The 16,047-nt window shown below is 65.3% G+C and carries 18 protein-coding genes; 13 read left to right on the forward strand and 5 right to left on the reverse strand.

Going from position 1 to position 16,047, the window contains the following annotated elements; all coding sequences use genetic code 11:
- The first annotated feature begins 68 nt into the window (after positions 1-68).
- From rpsP to BLS66_RS15180, 7 genes are all read left to right on the forward strand, one after another.
- Positions 69-329, forward strand: coding sequence for a 30S ribosomal protein S16 (gene rpsP / locus BLS66_RS15150; RefSeq protein ID WP_005415733.1), 261 nt, complete (start codon positions 69-71; stop codon positions 327-329).
- A gap of 44 nt (positions 330-373) precedes the next feature.
- Positions 374-886: a ribosome maturation factor RimM gene (gene rimM / locus BLS66_RS15155; protein WP_053462482.1), complete on the forward strand. Its 513-nt coding sequence runs from the start codon at positions 374-376 to the stop codon at positions 884-886.
- An 8-nt stretch (positions 887-894) separates the two neighbouring features.
- Positions 895-1,653, forward strand: a complete 759-nt coding sequence (gene trmD / locus BLS66_RS15160) for a tRNA (guanosine(37)-N1)-methyltransferase TrmD (RefSeq protein WP_049465481.1) — start codon at positions 895-897, stop codon at positions 1,651-1,653.
- 154 nt (positions 1,654-1,807) lie between these two features.
- Positions 1,808-2,209, forward strand: coding sequence for a 50S ribosomal protein L19 (gene rplS, locus BLS66_RS15165; RefSeq protein ID WP_005415736.1), 402 nt, complete (start codon positions 1,808-1,810; stop codon positions 2,207-2,209).
- An 82-nt stretch (positions 2,210-2,291) separates the two neighbouring features.
- A complete protein-coding gene (locus BLS66_RS15170) occupies positions 2,292-2,672 on the forward strand; it encodes a DUF6404 family protein (RefSeq protein ID WP_053462484.1) in 381 nt (126 codons plus the stop codon).
- Positions 2,673-2,750: 78 nt separating this feature from the next.
- Entirely contained in the window at positions 2,751-3,185 is a 435-nt protein-coding gene (locus BLS66_RS15175; RefSeq protein WP_074726213.1) for a DUF1801 domain-containing protein, read from the forward strand.
- Between the two features lie 38 nt (positions 3,186-3,223).
- Complete coding sequence (locus BLS66_RS15180) at positions 3,224-3,631, forward strand: DUF1801 domain-containing protein (RefSeq protein ID WP_053462486.1); 408 nt, start codon at positions 3,224-3,226, stop codon at positions 3,629-3,631.
- Positions 3,632-3,796: 165 nt separating this feature from the next.
- Here BLS66_RS15180 and BLS66_RS15185 read toward each other — a convergent pair whose 3' ends face one another.
- Positions 3,797-5,257, reverse strand: coding sequence for an MATE family efflux transporter (locus BLS66_RS15185; protein ID WP_049464911.1), 1,461 nt, complete (start codon positions 5,255-5,257; stop codon positions 3,797-3,799).
- Positions 5,258-5,319: 62 nt separating this feature from the next.
- Between BLS66_RS15185 and BLS66_RS15190 the strand changes: the two genes are divergently transcribed.
- Entirely contained in the window at positions 5,320-5,559 is a 240-nt protein-coding gene (locus tag BLS66_RS15190; protein WP_053462487.1) for a hypothetical protein, read from the forward strand.
- 9 nt (positions 5,560-5,568) lie between these two features.
- Complete coding sequence (locus BLS66_RS15195; protein WP_053462488.1) at positions 5,569-5,976, forward strand: RNA-binding S4 domain-containing protein; 408 nt, start codon at positions 5,569-5,571, stop codon at positions 5,974-5,976.
- A 35-nt stretch (positions 5,977-6,011) separates the two neighbouring features.
- Here the strand turns inward: BLS66_RS15195 and BLS66_RS15200 are convergent, their stop codons facing one another.
- From BLS66_RS15200 to mutS, 3 genes are all read right to left on the reverse strand, one after another.
- Complete coding sequence (locus BLS66_RS15200; protein ID WP_049464905.1) at positions 6,012-6,614, reverse strand: DUF937 domain-containing protein; 603 nt, start codon at positions 6,612-6,614, stop codon at positions 6,012-6,014.
- Positions 6,615-6,721: 107 nt separating this feature from the next.
- Positions 6,722-8,365 carry a catalase gene (locus tag BLS66_RS15205; RefSeq protein ID WP_049464902.1) on the reverse strand — a complete coding sequence of 548 codons (1,644 nt, stop codon included), beginning with the start codon at positions 8,363-8,365 and terminating at the stop codon, positions 6,722-6,724.
- Positions 8,366-8,557: 192 nt separating this feature from the next.
- Positions 8,558-11,113 (reverse strand): DNA mismatch repair protein MutS, encoded by a 2,556-nt coding sequence (gene mutS, locus BLS66_RS15210; RefSeq protein WP_229301967.1) that lies wholly within the window; start codon positions 11,111-11,113, stop codon positions 8,558-8,560.
- Positions 11,114-11,315: 202 nt separating this feature from the next.
- On the opposite strand from mutS, the gene BLS66_RS15215 reads away from it, so the two are divergent.
- The 4 genes from BLS66_RS15215 to BLS66_RS15230 all read left to right on the forward strand — a co-directional run bounded on the left by BLS66_RS15215 (position 11,316) and on the right by BLS66_RS15230 (position 15,256).
- Complete coding sequence (locus BLS66_RS15215; RefSeq protein WP_074726287.1) at positions 11,316-13,211, forward strand: site-specific integrase; 1,896 nt, start codon at positions 11,316-11,318, stop codon at positions 13,209-13,211.
- An 11-nt stretch (positions 13,212-13,222) separates the two neighbouring features.
- Entirely contained in the window at positions 13,223-13,996 is a 774-nt protein-coding gene (locus BLS66_RS15220; protein WP_074726215.1) for a hypothetical protein, read from the forward strand.
- Between the two features lie 134 nt (positions 13,997-14,130).
- Positions 14,131-14,553: an ankyrin repeat domain-containing protein gene (locus BLS66_RS15225; RefSeq protein ID WP_049450022.1), complete on the forward strand. Its 423-nt coding sequence runs from the start codon at positions 14,131-14,133 to the stop codon at positions 14,551-14,553.
- 106 nt (positions 14,554-14,659) lie between these two features.
- Positions 14,660-15,256: a hypothetical protein gene (locus BLS66_RS15230; protein WP_143025178.1), complete on the forward strand. Its 597-nt coding sequence runs from the start codon at positions 14,660-14,662 to the stop codon at positions 15,254-15,256.
- A 351-nt stretch (positions 15,257-15,607) separates the two neighbouring features.
- Here the strand turns inward: BLS66_RS15230 and BLS66_RS15235 are convergent, their stop codons facing one another.
- Positions 15,608-15,955: a helix-turn-helix domain-containing protein gene (locus BLS66_RS15235; RefSeq protein WP_074726288.1), complete on the reverse strand. Its 348-nt coding sequence runs from the start codon at positions 15,953-15,955 to the stop codon at positions 15,608-15,610.
- Positions 15,956-16,047: the final 92 nt, after the last annotated feature.

Raw genomic sequence — 16,047 nt, forward strand, 5'->3', positions numbered from 1 at the left:
CCGGACTCTGCCGCTATAATCGCCCGCTTACCTCGCCATCCTGGCGACTGGGCAATAGGAAAAACACCATGGTCAAGATTCGACTGACCCGCGGCGGCGCCAAGAAGCGTCCGTTCTACCACATCATCGTCACCGACGTGCGCAGCGCGCGCGACGGCCGCAACATCGAGCGCGTTGGCTTCTACAACCCGGTCGCCCAGGGCGCCGAGAAGCGCATCGAGCTGGACCTGGCCCGCGTTGACCATTGGGTCAAGAACGGCGCCCAGCCGACCGACAAGGTCCGCAACCTGATCAAGGAAGCGACCAAGTCCCAGGCCGCTGCGGCCTGATCCTGACGGGCCACGCTTCGGCGTGGCCCTCTTGGTTGAAGCAGATGAAAGATATCGAGCGCCGCATCCTGCTGGGCAGGGTAGTCGGCGCTTTTGGTGTGCGCGGCGAGATCAAGCTCGAGTCCTGGACCGAGCCACGTTCCGCCATTTTCCGTTACCAGCCGTGGATCGTGCGCAGCCCGTCCGGCGTGGAAACCACGCTGGAAGGCGTGCGTGGCCGTGACAGCGGCAAGCACCTGGTCGCCCGTTTCCCCGGCGTCGAGGACCGCGATACCGTCGAAGCGATGCGCGGCACCGAGATCTACGTGGCCCGCAGCGCGTTGCCGCCGCCGAAGCCCGATGAGTACTACTGGGTCGACCTGGAAGGCCTGGACGTGAAGACCACCGAGGGCGTTGCCCTGGGCCAGGTCTCGCACTTGTTCAGCACCGGTGCCAACGACGTGGTGGTGGTCCGTGGCGACCGCGAGCGGATGATTCCGTTCGTGCAGCCGGATTTCGTCAAATCGGTCGATTTCGAGGCCAACCTGGTCGTGGTCGACTGGGATCCCGAGTTCTGAGCCTGAGCATGCGTTTCGACGTCATCACCCTGTTCCCCGAATTCCTCGCCCAGTCCGCTGGGTTGGGCGTGGTCGGGCGTGCGCAGGAGAAGGGGCTGTTCAGCCTGCATGGCTGGAATCCCCGTGATTACGCCGAAGGCAATTACCGCCGCGTGGACGACCGTCCGTTCGGCGGCGGTCCGGGCATGGTGATGCTGATCGAGCCGTTGCAGGCCTGCCTGCAGGCGATCCGTGAGGCTGATCCGACCCCGGCTCCGGTGATCTACCTCAGCCCGCAGGGTGCGCCGTTGACCCAGGCCAAGGTGCGGGAACTGGCGGCGCTGCCGCGCATGGTCCTGCTCTGCGGCCGTTACGAGGGCATCGACGAGCGTTTCCTGGAGGCCAATGTCGACCAGGAGATCTCCCTCGGCGACTACGTGCTGTCCGGGGGCGAGCTGGGCGCGGCGGTGATCATCGACGCCGTGGCCCGCCTGCAGGACGGTGCCCTGAACGATGCGGAATCGGCGGCGCAGGACAGCTTCGAGGGCGACCTCGGCCTGCTCGACTGCCCGCATTACAGCCAGCCGGCCCAGCACCCGCTGGGGGACGTGCCGGAGGTGCTGCGCTCGGGCAACCACGCGGCCATCGCCGCCTGGCGCCGCCAGCAGTCGCTGCTCCGGACCGCCCAGCGGCGCCCGGACCTGCTGGATGAACAGGCACTGGGCAAGGCCGACCGCAAACTGCTGGAGCAGGGCCGCCAGGCCCGGAACCAGAAGGCCAGCCCCTAGCGCAGGGCTGGCTTTATCGGCTATCATGGCCAATTCCCGCCAGCCCCGGTTGGCGCGCGCAGTACCCAAAACAAACGTGCAGCACAGTCCGGTGACTGCATGAGCCTACGTTGTCGATACGACACGCCCACCCGAACAAGAATCGGTGTAACCCATGAGCAAGCTGAACAAGTCCATCGTCGCGGAATTCGAATCCGCCCAGATCACCCGTGAACTGCCGAAGTTCAGCCAGGGCGACACCGTTGTCGTCAACGTGAAGGTGAAGGAAGGCAGCCGCGAGCGCGTGCAGGCCTACGAAGGCGTCGTCATCGCCACCAAGAACGCCGGCCTGAACTCCTCGTTCACCGTCCGCAAGATCTCGCACGGCTACGGCGTCGAGCGCGTTTTCCAGACCCACAGCGCCATCATCGACTCGGTCGAAGTGAAGCGTCGTGGTAAGGTCCGCGCCGGCAAGCTGTACTACCTGCGTGGCCTGGAAGGCAAGGCTGCCCGCATCAAGGAAGACCTGGCTGCCGCTGCTGCCGCCAAGGCTGCCCGTCTGGCCGACAAGGCCTGATAAACAACTTCGGTTGTTGCCGCGACGGCCACCTTCGGGTGGCCGTTTGCGTTTCCGGCATCGCATCGGCCACGATGAATTGATGAATGACATCAACCGGCATTACCCCGCCGTGATCCAGTCGGCGCTGCGCTTCCTGGACGGCAAGGGGCTGGCACGCGGGCAATCGGCGCCGCTGTTGCATCGGCTGCTGTGGCGCGCCGGCATCGCACTGCCGCCGCCGATCCTGGCTGGCTTCGGTACCAACGCGCTGGTGCAGGGCCTGCTGTTCGGGCTGTTCTGGACCGCGCTGATGTGGCTGATGCTGTGGCAGGGCAGCGAACGTCCGCTGGTGCTGTTGCTGGTGGCCGGCCTGTTGGCCGGAGCGCTGTTCGGCATGGTGATGGCGGCGCTGATGCGCTCGCTGCGCCGCCACCGCAAGCTGCCGGACTGGCGCCAGTTCCGGGCGCGGCAGGCCGATTGAGCCGATGGCGCACTGCGCCGTGACCGACGGCTACGGGCCGCGTTAGGCTGCCGCATCATCCCGATGCCCGTACGTGCGATGCCTGCCAAGCGAACCGCACCCGCCGCTGCGCCCACCCTGCTGTCCGGTGGCAACCCGCAGATCGCCAAGGGCGAGGGCGATGCCCCGGTGCGGGCGTACATCGCCGCCATGCCGGACTGGAAACGCCCGATTGGCGCGCGACTGGATGCCCTGATCGAACGGGCCGTACCCGGCGTGCACAAGGCGGTGAAGTGGAACTCGCCGATGTATGCGGTGGCCGTCGGCGCGGGCTGGTTTCTCAGCTTCCATTGCTTCACCCGCTACATCAAGGTGGCCTTTTTCCGCGGCGCTGCACTGACGCCGCCGCCACCGGAGCCGTCCAGGAGCGGCGACACGCGCTACCTGCACATCCACGAATCCGGCCTGTTGGATGAAGCGCAGTTCCTGGACTGGGTGCGCCAGGCCGCCGCGTTGCCCGGCGAGCGCATGTAAGCCCGGCATTCCGATTCCCTTCCCGACGAGAGCCCCTGATGGCCACGCATGCTCCGAACCCTGCCGATGCTGGAACCCCGGCGGCCGAACTGATCGATGCACGCATCGCCGAGTTGGGTGACTGGCGCGGCGAAACGCTGGCACGCGTGCGTGCATTGATCCATGAAGCGCTGCCGGACGTGCAGGAAACCTGGAAATGGCGCGGTACGCCGGTGTGGGAGCACGACGGCATCCTGTGCACCGGTGAGGCCTACAGGAAGGCGGTGAAGCTGACCTTCGCCCACGGGGCGGCGCTGGCGGACCCGAAAGGTCTATTCAACGCCAGCCTGGAAGGCAACACGCGGCGTGCGATCGACATCCATGAAGGCGTGATGCCCGATGCCGCGGCGTTCAAGGCGCTGCTGCGCGCGGCGGCGGCGTTCAACGCGGCGAAGAAGAAGCGGTAGAGCCGGCCGCTGGCCGGCTGTTGCGCGATGCTTCCGGAGAGGTGTGAGGTTGCCGGCCAGCGGCCGGCACTACCGTGTCATTGGCCGGCCCATGAGGTTGCCGGCCAGCGGCCGGCACTACCGTGTCATGGGTTGGTCCGTGAGGTTGCCGGCCAGCGGCCGGCACTACCGTGGCGGCGCGGCATCCGGGTCGGCCACCGGCGATGGCGGGCAGGCCGGAATTTCCGACGGCGTGGCCAGCGCTTCGGCGTGTGACGGCTTGCCCAGCATCCTTGCCTTGCGCCAGCCACCCCAGCGGTAATACGCCAGCGACAGCAGCATCGAGACCAGCGAGCTGACCGGGAAGCTCCACCAGATCGCATCGGCGCCCCAGTACGGCTGCAGCAGCTCGGCGAACGGCACGCGCACGCCCCACAGCGAGCCGGCCAGGATCAGCAGCGGCGGAATCACCGCGCCGGTGGAGCGCACCACGCCGGAGATCACGAAGCTGACGCCGAAGAACAGGAACGAGCCGATCACCACATGGTTGAGGTGACGGGCGATGTCCAGCGCCTGGCTGGCCGGCGGCAGGAACAGGGCCAGCAGCTGGCGATCGAACAGCACCAGCGGCAGGATCAGCGCACCGGTCAACAGGAAATTGAACAGCACGCCCTGGCGTGCAGTGCCGCGCACGCGGTCCCAGCGCTGTGCACCGACGTTCTGTGCGGCCATCGAAGAGCACGCCGCACCGATCGCCATCGCCGGCATCTGCAGGTAGTTCCACAGTTGCAGGGAAGCGCCGTAGCCGGCGGCGGTGTCGGTGCCGTACTGGTTGACCATGGTCATCAGCAGAATCACCGACAGCGAGATCAGCACCATCTGCAGGCCCATCGGCACGCCCTTGACCACCAGCGCCTTGAGGATGGCCATGTCGAGCTTGAACAGGCGCATGTCGGCGCGGCCCAGCCACAGGGTGTGGCGCTTGTGCCGCATGTACAGCAGCAGGCCGGCCAGCGACAGCGTCTGCGCGACCAGCGTGGCCCAGGCCGAGCCGGCGATGCCCAGCGCGGGGAGCGGCCCCATGCCGAAGATCAGCACCGGGTTCAGCACGATGTCCAGCGCCACCGACACCAGCAGGAAACGGAACGGCGTGCGCGAATCACCGGCGCCGCGCAGCGCAGCGGTGAGGAAGGCGAACGCGTACAGCGTCGGCATCGCCAGGAAGATGATCTGCAGGTAGGCCTCGGCCAGCGGCAGCGAGGCGGCCGGCGTGCCCATCGCCGCCAGCAGCGGGTGGGCCATGAACCAGCCAGCGATGGCGATGATCACCGACAGGCCGATGAAGAACGTGGCGCTGGTGCCGACCACGCGGCGTGCCTGCGCGATGTCGCGCGCGCCGATCGCCTGGCCGATCAGGATGGTCGAGGCCATGCCGAAGCCGAACACCGAGCCGATCAGGAAGAACATGATGTTGTTGGCGTTCGCGGTGGCCGTCAGCGCCGCCTCGCCGAGGAAGCGCCCGACCCAGACCGCGTTCACCGAACCGTTCAGCGACTGCGCGATGTTGCCCGCCAGGATCGGCAGGGAAAACAACAGGAGATTGCGGCCGATCGGGCCGGAGGTCAGGTCAAGCGGCGCTTTGGCCATGGAGTGGTGATCGAATCCCGGGAGGCGCACACTAGCACCAAGCCGGTTTGCGGGATGTGGCAATGCATCAACGACTGCAGGTGAAGCGGAGGCTGGCGCTGGCCTTGATCGGCGCCGCGCTGGCCGCATGTTCGACAGGTGACCGGCTGGGCGATGCCCAGGTGCGGCCGACCGACCGTCCCGAGTGCCTGGTCGGCAGCCAGCGCCAGGATCTGTCTGCTGGCGTACCCACGTTGATCGGGGGCAGCGGCTGCCGCACCGACCCCGACAACCCGCGTCCCCTGAACAAGCGAACGGAGTAGTCCCTGCCGATGACCGAGCTTTCCCCGTTGTCGCCCAGCGTCCGCCTGGACATCTGGCTGTGGGCGGCCCGTTTCTTCAAGACCCGCAGCCTGGCCAAGCAGGCGATCGAGACCGGCAAGGTCAGCGTCGCCGGGCAGCGCCCGAAATCCTCACGCGCGGTGCGCGTGGGCGAGCAGCTGCAGGTCGACCGCGGTGAGGAGCATTTCGAGATCCAGGTGCTCGGCCTGAGCGACCAGCGCGGTCCCGCACCCGCGGCGCAGCAGCTGTATGCCGAGAGTGAGGCCTCCAAGGCACGCCGTGCCGAACAGCGCGCGCTGCGCATCGCGGCGCGCGATGGTTTCCAGCCGCCGGAGCACAAGCCGGACAAGCGCGCGCGGCGGTTGATCCGCGCACTCGGCGATATCGACGCGCTGTAGGCCGGCGCCGGGCCGGTGCCCGGCGCGCGCAGCCCTCAGCGCTTGCCGCCCAGCAGGCTGCCGCCGATCTTCAGCAGATCGCCCACCCCGAACTGGCCGTCACCGTCCTGGTCCAGCACGCTGCCAAGCAGGCCGCCGGCGATGCCGCCCTGCTGCTGCACCTGCTGCTTTTCCTGGCCGAGCGCCTGGCTGAGCGAGCCGGCATCGGCCTGGCCGCCACCGAGGCGCTGGGCAAGGAAGGCCATCACGATCGGGGCGAGGATCTGCAGCAGCTGGCTGGTGCGGCCGCTGTCGAGCTGGGTGGCCTGGGCCAGGCCGGTTTCCACCTTCTGCTGGCTGCCACCGAAGATGTGGCCGAGGATGCCGGCGCCGTCGCTGGCGGCACCACCACCACCGCCGCCCAGCACCGAACCGAGCACGCTGCCCAGGTCCAGCCCACTGTGGTTGTTCTGCAGGGCGCCGAGCAGCGCCTGCGCGCCCTGCGGCTGCGAGGCGTTGTTGCCCAGCGCGCCCATCAGCACCGGCAGTGCGGCACTGATCGCGCCGGAGGCCTGGGTATCGCTGATGCCAAGCTGCTGCGACACCTGCTGCAGCGGGGCGCCCTGCAGTTTGGCGAGAAGTTCATCGGTCAGGCTCATCTGCGGAATCCTTGGTTGGGGTGGGGCGTGCCGAAGGTACGATGCGGACCGTTAAAACGGCGACGCCGCCCCACGGGGAGGCGGCGTGCCGTACGCGGGGTGGGCGATCAGAGCTCGATGTCTTCCGCGCCCGGGGTGGCGGCGGGGAACTCCGCTTCCGGCTGCGCCGGCTTGAACGGATCCGACGGCTGGCTGGCCAGTGCCTTCAGGGCCGCAGCGACGCCGGCACCGTAGGCCGGGTCGGCCTTGCTGCAGTTGTCGATGTGGCGCTGCTTGATGAAGTCCGGCGCATCGCCCAGGGCGCGGGCGGTGTTGGCGAACAGGCGGTCCTTCTGTGCCTGGTTGTAGCTGCGGAACAGGGCGCCGGGCTGGCTGAAGTAGTCGGCGTCGTCCTCACGGAAGTTCCAGAAGTCGGCGTCGCCGCGGATCTTCATCGGCGGTTCGCGGTACTGCGGCTGTTCCTGCCACTGGCCGTAGCTGTTCGGTTCGTAATGCGGCAGGCCGCCGTAGTTGCCATCCACGCGCATCGCACCGTCGCGGTGGTTGCTGTGCACCGGGCAGCGCGCGGCGTTTACCGGAATCTGGTGGTGGTTGACGCCCAGCCGGTAGCGCTGCGCATCGGAATAAGCGAACAGGCGTGCCTGCAGCATCTTGTCCGGCGACGGGCCGATGCCCGGCACCAGGTTGCTCGGGGCGAACGCCGACTGCTCCACGTCCTGGTACCAGTTGACCGGGTTGCGGTTCAGTTCGAACTGGCCGACTTCGATCAGCGGGTAGTCGCTCTTCGGCCACACCTTGGTCAGGTCGAACGGATGGATGCGGTAGGTTTCCGCCTCCAGTTCCGGCATGACCTGGATGAACAGCTTCCACTTCGGGAAGTCGCCCTTCTCGATCGCGGCGAACAGGTCGCGGCCATGGCTTTCGCGGTCATGGCCGACCAGGATCTGCGCCTGCGCGTCGGTCAGCGATTCGATGCCCTGCTGGCTGACGAAGTGGAACTTCACCCAGAAGCGTTCGCTGTCGGCGTTGGTGAAGCTGTAGGTGTGCGAGCCGAAACCATGCATGTGGCGGAAGCTGCGCGGAATGCCGCGGTCGCTCATCACCACGGTCACCTGCAGCAGGGCTTCGGGCAGCAGCGTCCAGAAATCCCAGTTGTTGCGCGCGCTGCGCAGGTTGGTGTGCGGGTCGCGCTTGACCGCCTTGTTGAGGTCGGCGAACTTGCGCGGGTCGCGCAGGAAGAACACCGGTGTGTTGTTGCCGACCAGGTCCCAGTTGCCTTCCTCGGTGTAGAACTTCAGTGCGAAGCCACGGATGTCACGCTCGGCGTCGGCGGCGCCACGCTCGCCGGCCACCGTGGTGAAGCGGGCGAACATCTCGGTCTGCTTGCCGACCTTCTCGAACAGCTTGGCGCGCGTGTACCGGGTGATGTCGTGGGTGACGGTGAAGGTGCCGAACGCGCCCGAGCCCTTGGCGTGCATGCGGCGCTCGGGAATGATCTCGCGGTTGAGGTTGGCCAGCTTTTCCAGCAGCCAGACGTCTTCCATCAGTAGCGGCCCGCGCGGGCCGGCGGTCCTGCTGTTCTGGTTGTCCACCACCGGCGCGCCGAAGGCCGTGGTCATCGGCGTGACCGGATCGTCGCCCTGCTTCTGTTTCGGCGTGGTGCTGAGCTCACGCTGCTGCTGGGCGGCGTCTGCAGGCGACGGCGCGGTGTGATACGGGCACTTGGGACTGTTGTTATCGGACTGGCTCATGGCTGGCTCCTGCGGGTGAAGACGTAGGGGAAACATCTTCACTCGACTTTAGCTAGCGCCAGATGAAATGAATAATCGAATGATCCGTTCAGTCTGATAGTTTCTGTCAATTGAAACGAAGAATCAGATTTGCAGAGCCTTTCGGACGGCCGCCCGCGCCGTGGCGGGAGGCCGAGGCCATGCGCGGCAGGGCTAGAGCAGTGCCTTCAGCCGGTACAGCGCTTCCAGTGCCTGCTTCGGGGTCAGCTCGTCCGGGTCGATGGCGGCCAGCGCTTCCTGGGCCTTGTTCGACGGCGCGGCGAACAGGCCGAACTGCTGCGGCGCATCCAGTGCCTGTGGCGCCAGTTCGGCGGCATGGCTTTCACCACCGCGCTGCTCCAGCTCGGCCAGGCGACGCCGTGCCTGTGCCACGGTGGCGCGCGGCAGGCCGGCCAGTGCCGCCACCTGCAGGCCGAAGCTGCGGTTGGCCGGGCCATCTTTCACCGCGTGCATGAACACCAGCGCCTCGCCGTGCTCGACGGCATCCAGGTGCACGTTGGCGATGCCGCTGCGGCCGCCTTCGTGCTGCTCGTCGGCCAGCGCGGTCAGTTCGAAGTAGTGGGTGGCGAACAGCGTGTAGCAGCGGTTCTGGTAGGCGAGGTGGCGAGCCACCGCGTCGGCCAGTGCCAGGCCATCGTAGGTGGAGGTGCCGCGGCCGATCTCGTCCATCAGCACCAGCGAATGGGCGGTGGCGTGGTGCAGGATGTAGCTGGTCTCGGCCATCTCGACCATGAAGGTCGACTGCCCGCGGGCCAGGTCATCACCCGCGCCGATGCGGGTCAGGATGCGGTCGATCGGACCGATCACCGCACGGCTGGCCGGCACGAAGCTGCCGATGTGGGCCAGCAGCACGATCAGCGCGTTCTGCCGCATGTAGGTCGATTTACCGCCCATGTTCGGGCCGGTGATGACCAGCATGCGACGGTCGGGATGCAGGTCCAGGTCGTTCGGTTCGAACGGCTGCTCACGCACCGCTTCGACCACCGGATGGCGGCCACGCTCGATCTTCAGGCAGGGTGCCGTTTCCAGTTCCGGCCGCGACCAGTCCAGCGCCTGCGCGCGTTCGGCGAAGGCGGCCAGCACGTCCAGTTCGCTCAGCGCAGCGGCACACTGCTTCAACGGTTCCAGCTGTTCGCCGAGGGTATCCAGCAGCTGCTCGTACAGGTACTTCTCGCGCGACAGCGAACGGTCGCGCGCCGACAGCACCTTGTCTTCGAACGCCTTCAGTTCTTCGGTGATGTAGCGCTCGGCATTGGTCAGCGTCTGCCGGCGGGTGTAGTGCACCGGCGCACGATCGGACTGGCCCTTGCTGATCTCGATGTAGTAGCCGTGCACACGGTTGTAGCCCACCTTCAGGGTGGGAATGCCGCTGCTCTCGCGCTCGCGCAGTTCCAGATCGACCAGGAACTGGTCGGCATGGGTAGACAGGCGGCGCAGCTCGTCCAGCTCTTCATCGAAGCCGTCGGCCAGCACGCCGCCGTCGCTCAGTTTCAACGGTGGCATCTCGGCGATGGCACTGGCCAGCAGCTGTGCGCATCCGTCATGTTCACCCAGCGCGGCATGCAGGGCCTGCAGGCGCGGTGAATCCAGCGGCGCCAGCACTTCGCGCACCGCCGGCAGCAGGCCCAGGCCATCGCGCAGGGTGGAGAAATCGCGCGGGCGCGCCGAACGCAGTGCGACGCGGGTGAGGATGCGTTCCAGGTCGCCGAGGCGACGGAACTGTTCGCGGATGTCGGCGTCGCTGCCGCGATCGATCAGGGTCTCCACCGCATGGTGGCGCTGCACCAGCACCTCGCGCAGGCGCAGCGGGCGGTGCAGCCACCGGCGCAGCAGGCGCCCGCCCATCGGTGTCACCGTGCTGTCGAGCACGCCCAGCAGGGTATTGCGGGTATCGCCGTCGACGCGCGTATCCAGTTCCAGGTGGCGGCGGGTGGCGGCGTTCATCGCAATCGCCTCGCCGGCGGTTTCCATCGCGATCGAGGTCAGGTGCGGCAGGCGCTGCTTCTGGGTTTCCTCGACATAGCCGAGCAGGGCGCCTGCGGCGGCGGTCGCGCGCGGCTTGTCGTCGATGCCGAAGCCGCTCAGGTCATGCAGCTTGAAGAAGGCCAGCAGCTGGCGGCGGCCACTGTCGGCGTCGAACAGCCAGGGCGCACGGCGACGCACGCCGGTGCGCTGGCGCAGGAACTCCGGCCAGTTCTCCTCGTCCGGCACCAGCAGCTCGGCCGGCTCCAGTCGGGCCAGTTCGGCTTCCAGGGCGTCGTCGGTCTCCACTTCGTTGACCAGGAAGCGGCCACCAGCGAGGTCGGCCCAGGCCAGGCCGTAGCCCTGCTTGGTGCGTGACAGCGCCATCAGCAGGGTGTCACGGCGCTCGTCCAGCAGCGCCTCGTCGGTCACGGTGCCGGGGGTGACGATGCGCACCACCTTGCGTTCGACCAGACCCTTGGCCAGCGCCGGGTCGCCGATCTGCTCGCAGATCGCCACCGACTCGCCCAGCGCCACCAGCCGTGCCAGGTAGCCTTCGTAGGCATGCACCGGAACGCCGGCCATCGGGATCGGCGCGCCGCCGGAGCTGCCACGCTGGGTCAGGGTGATATCAAGCAGCCGCGCGGCCTTGCGCGCGTCGTCGTAGAACAGCTCGTAGAAGTCGCCCATGCGGAAGAACAGCAGCAGGTCCGGATACTCGGACTTGGCTGCGAAGAACTGCTTCATGAGGGGCGTGTGCTCTGCACTGGCCTTCGATGCAGACGGTTTCGCTTTTGAATCAGTGGTTTGCAAGAGAACTTCCTACGGTTTGTAGCGGTCGATCCCGGCAGCTGACGGCAAGTAACGGGGTTCTTCGTTGCGCCGCAGTTGCGGTGATCACTCAAAGAGGATCAAATCGATGTTGCGACGGACAGACGGCGGATCGACCATGGATACGGTTGTTGCGACGCAGGCAGAGGCCCCGCGTCGCCGAGGCATCAAGTTTAAGCTGAGCTACCGCCAAATCTGCGAACTGAGCGTGGCCAAAGGCCCGGTCGAAGGCAAGCAGGGAAGGGTGGTCATCGCCCCTCGACTGCCCGAAGACGCCGGGAAGCCTTACCGCGTCCTGGACGGCAATCAGGGCGCGCCAACGGGCTTTGGCTTCTACGTGGGCACCACCCGCACCACCTATGAAGTCGTGGTCCGTGGCCCAGCCGGGGTTCGTCGGTTCTCCTTGGGCAGCGTCACCGACATCGGCCCGGAGCAAGCCTACGAGCTGGCGCGACGGAAGTTGGCGGTCGTTCGAGAAACGGGCGAGCATCCTTCGAAGGAAGAGGCCCGAACCGAGCAGCTGGCGGAGCTGAAGGGGCTCACGCTGGCGGACTGCTTTGCGGCTTACGTTGAGGACCTGCAGAAGCGCGTTCGCAACAAGAAAGCTAAGCCCGCCAGCATCCGGGCCATCCAAGACAGCTTGGCGCGGTTTGCTCGTCCGGAAGTCGGGCTGGCGGACAAGCCGATCCTTCAGCTGTTGGACAAGGACATCCACCGTGCGTTCGACAGCTTACGGCGATCGTCCATGGTGCGCTCCAACCGGATCCCCACCCCGATGCGCCAAGCGCTGGCTGATCAGCCGGATTGGGCCGCGCTTTCCACGCAACAGCTCGAAGCGTTGGGCGTGACCGGGAAGTACATCCAGCGAGTCAAAGCGGCCGGTTTGGCGTCGACCGAGCACGCGTTCACAGACGCGAAGAGGGCGGTCGACCTGATGCTGAAGCGGGAACGCAAAGCGGCGGCTCAGCAGCAGCGGGAGCCGGTGCTGCGCTACAACCCGTTCCAGGTCATCCACGACGACGACATGTTGCGGGACTCGCAAGCGCTGCGCCGGCATTACGAGCGCGCGGAAGTGCGCAATCCGTTGGGGGACGAGACGCTGCCCACGGTACTGAAGGTGATCTTGGCGCGACGGGACGAGCAGGGTGGCTTGAACGCGACCGGCGCCGACTACTTGCTGCTGACCTTGCTCTGGGGCACCCGCCGCGGCGAGGCCGCTCCCCTGCGCTGGTTTGACCGGTGCTCCCCGGGCGAGCTGCGCCAGTCGGAGGTGTCCTGGGTCTGGTTGGCAGCACCGGATGAGGTCAACCCTTACACGAGGCGGGCAGGCTCTCAGGTCTACCTGTTTGACACCAAGAATGGCGAGGAGCGCTACCTGCCGGTGGCCTACTTTGCTGAAAAGATCTTGCAGCGGCGTTACGACGAGCGCGCGGACGAAACCAAGCTCAAGCAAGACCTGGCGGACGCGGAAGAAGTGTTGGACGCCGCTCGAGCTAGGCGTGCGCGCCGGGATCTGCTGGACCGGCTGGAAAAAGAGGTGGAGAGGGCACGCCGCTCGCGGGCCAAAACCATGTTCGTGTTCCCAGCCCGATCAGATCGCAGCACGACGGGGCACTACTCGGACAGCAAGAGCATCGTGGCAAACGTGCGCCGGGACGCGGGGTTGCTCGATCTGCGGGCAGAGGTGGACATTGGGCTGACCCTCCACGATCTGCGCCGGACGCTCGGCCGTTACGCCGCCCTCCTGTTCGGCGAAAGCCGAATCGTCTCCCAACTGCTCCACCACAGAACGTTGGGGCGAGGTGAGGATCGCATGGCTGCTGTCTCCGAACGCTACACCGAGCAGGAGTGGTCCAAGCTTCGAGAGGCCATGGGCCGGGTTGAAGAGCACATGGTGGCCACGAGTCCCCGTGTTTGGAATCGCTTGAAGGGGACGGATAAGCCTCGGCTGGACGAGTCCGGCGATGCCCCAGTCTCGATTTTCTCAGCAAGAAACCGGCGCGACGCCCAGTAAGGAGCGACTCAATGGAATGCCAGCGTAAAGAAGAGGACTACCTGGAGCAGCGCTCTGCGGCACTGGATGCTGAGCTGAACAAAGCCGCCGCGGGCCTCCCGCCTCCGACCATCAGCAGCAAGGCAGCGGCGCGTTACCTGGGAGTGCACTTCGACACGCTTGGCGAGTGGCGCCGTCGAACGCCTCCGGCCGGGCCGCCTTTCGTCAAAGGTGCCGGCCGCGCTGCTGGAGGGGCCAACGAGCACGTTCGTTACCCTTACATCGAACTCGTTGCTTGGCAGGCCTCACGCGTGGGGCGCAGTGTCAAAGAGCGTCGCCTTATCGACGAACTGGACGCAGCCCAGCAACGGGTCCGTGAGCTGGAAATCGAATTGGCCTTGCGGCAGGCGCGGGACGACGCAAGCAGGTTGCAGAAGAAGCTGGGCCGCATCGCAACGCTGGCCACGCTCGATGACATTGCCCTGGTTCCCCATGAGTGGGCACTGGTGGATGGCCGGGTGGCTGGGCATGTCCTGGTGGTGAGCGACCAAGTGCTCAGCGGTGCGCTTGAACGGGGTGACCTATGGGACGCCACGGTTGAAGCTGCATTGCAGGCGCCTTGGGTCAACGGGGAGACGCGTGAGCCCTACCATGCCGCCTTCGCAAAGGTGTTGCAGGCGGCGATGCGTGAACTCTGCGAAGCGCAAGCCGTCCAGCGAGCCAATGATCTGGAGGCGCGTTGGGCACCAGGGGATGCGATGGGTGTGCCAGTGCGGCCTTTTGCCCGAGACAAAGAAGTGTCGTGACGCGGCAGATGGGCCTGGGGGAGGCGACTAAGGGCACGTTTGACAGACAGCGCGCAGTTGGCCAAAGCCGTAGTCGTAGCGCGTAGCACCCACTTGGATAGGTGATGGTCCTTCAACCTTAGAGAGGAAGAGATATGAACGCACGCATTGCGGCCGCCATGGGCTTCGACGACCTGTACAGCGGAAATGAGGCCTTCCGTGAGCGCTTCGATGAGATGCTGGATGCGGTAAAGGCGCTGCCAGAAAGCCTCCAGGAGCGTGGGCGGTCACTGATGTATCCCCAACTGCACAATGCCTGCGCGATGGGGGATGCCGAACTGGTGACGGCGCTCTTAGCTACTGGCCTGGACCCCGATGCCTATACCTACACAGACGACGATGAGGATCAGCCTCCATTGGTCTGGCTGGCCCGTGACACCGAGCTCGGTTTCGAGGTGAAGCGTCAGATCGCCGAGGCACTCTTTGCTGCAGGGGCGGACGTTCAAGAAGGAGGGGCGGCTGAGGCCGCTCGCTCGGCGGGCGACTATGATTTAGCAGATTACCTACAATCCAGATGATAGTCTCAGAGTTGGAGTCGCAGCAGCTGGGTCGATTTAAATTTTTTTTTATTTAGTTGGGTGGCGTGTCCGAGGTGTGAACCTTGAACGATAAATGGGGCTGAATATGGAAGATGAGAATACTGAGCCGGTAGACATGGGTGCTGAGTGGGAGATTCGCGCAGCACAAGGCAGGCAGATGGCGGGGAAGTGGGCCAAAATAGAGCTGGTGGCAAATTTCCTTGGTAGGTACACCTGGATAGTGGCGGGCATACTTTCAATTGCTGTCGTTGTGTACGGAAAGTATGTCCATTCCCCGCGGACGATACAGGATGCGCAGCTCATTCTCACATTCGCCGGTGGTCTTCAGATCCTCTTGGGTGTCTATGTCGGATTCTGGAAGAGAAATTATCTTAACCGGCTGATAGATAACGAAAAAGAGCATCCGACAGTGTATGTTAGAGAGGTCATGCAGAGCCGGGCCTTTGTCAAGTTGCTAGAAGGTCTGCGCAACTGTGATCCCTGCTCGCTTCAGCAGTGGCGCTCAGATGTTGATGATTTAATATCCAACTACGAACAGGCCGTCATGGAGCAGTCTTCCAAAAAACAAAGGCGAGAGTGGCTGTCTCAGAAAGATATAGCCGAAGGCCTACTGTCTGCCTCATACAATACGTTCTATGGAACTGCTATGGTTCTTGCGGCGGCAGCGCTTCCTCTCATTTAGCTGGCCATGATCTTATCTGCAAGAACAATGGCTACAGCAAGCCATGCGAGAGCAACGGCAATAATTCCTCTAGCTTGGGAGTGCTTCTTCATTTTGGAAAGGTATGCTGAATTTCTAGCCTGTCAAGGCCCCTCGGCTGCATGAGGAGCTATCGCTCTGGAGAATATGCCCTTCGTTAGTAGGTCTAAATCCTGTTGGCAACAACCTGCAGCGGGACCTCGAAGTCAGATCGCAGGAACTGAAGGCTGGGTGAGCGAATGCTGGAGGAGGCGGCTGGCATACAGGCAACGACCCGCATCCGTGGCGTCACCGCGCGCAGGCGACTGAAACCGACAGAACGATCGCTATCGGCTATGTGAAGTCTGCCAAGAGTCGGTCAATGGCTTGCTTCCGCTTGCCGGGTGGGAGCGCGGCGAGCCCTTCGAGGGCTTGAGACAGCTTGGCCTGCTGGGTCTCGCTTTGAACGCCCAGTGCCAAAATCGCGTCGGCCATCGCCGGCGTCGTCGCCAGCAGGTAGGCCGGCGGCACGTCCAGTGCCTGCGCAAGCTCAAACAGTGCTTCCAGGCTCACCGTCATCGACTCGCTTTCATATCGACTGATGCGAGCCGATGCGGTGTCTTTGTCCAGGCCCATCCTGACCCCCACTTCGCGCTGGCTGAAGCCTCGAAGGATCCTGGCTTGGCGCAAGCGCGCGGCCACGATCGCTCGCGGAGTTGTCGGCGTAGTCACAGGCTGAACGGATGCAGTGCAAGCATGCACCGATCATGACGCAAGGCCTACGCCCCGGGTAG

The sequence above is a fragment of the Stenotrophomonas pavanii genome (assembly GCF_900101175.1).
GTDB lineage: Bacteria > Pseudomonadota > Gammaproteobacteria > Xanthomonadales > Xanthomonadaceae > Stenotrophomonas > Stenotrophomonas pavanii.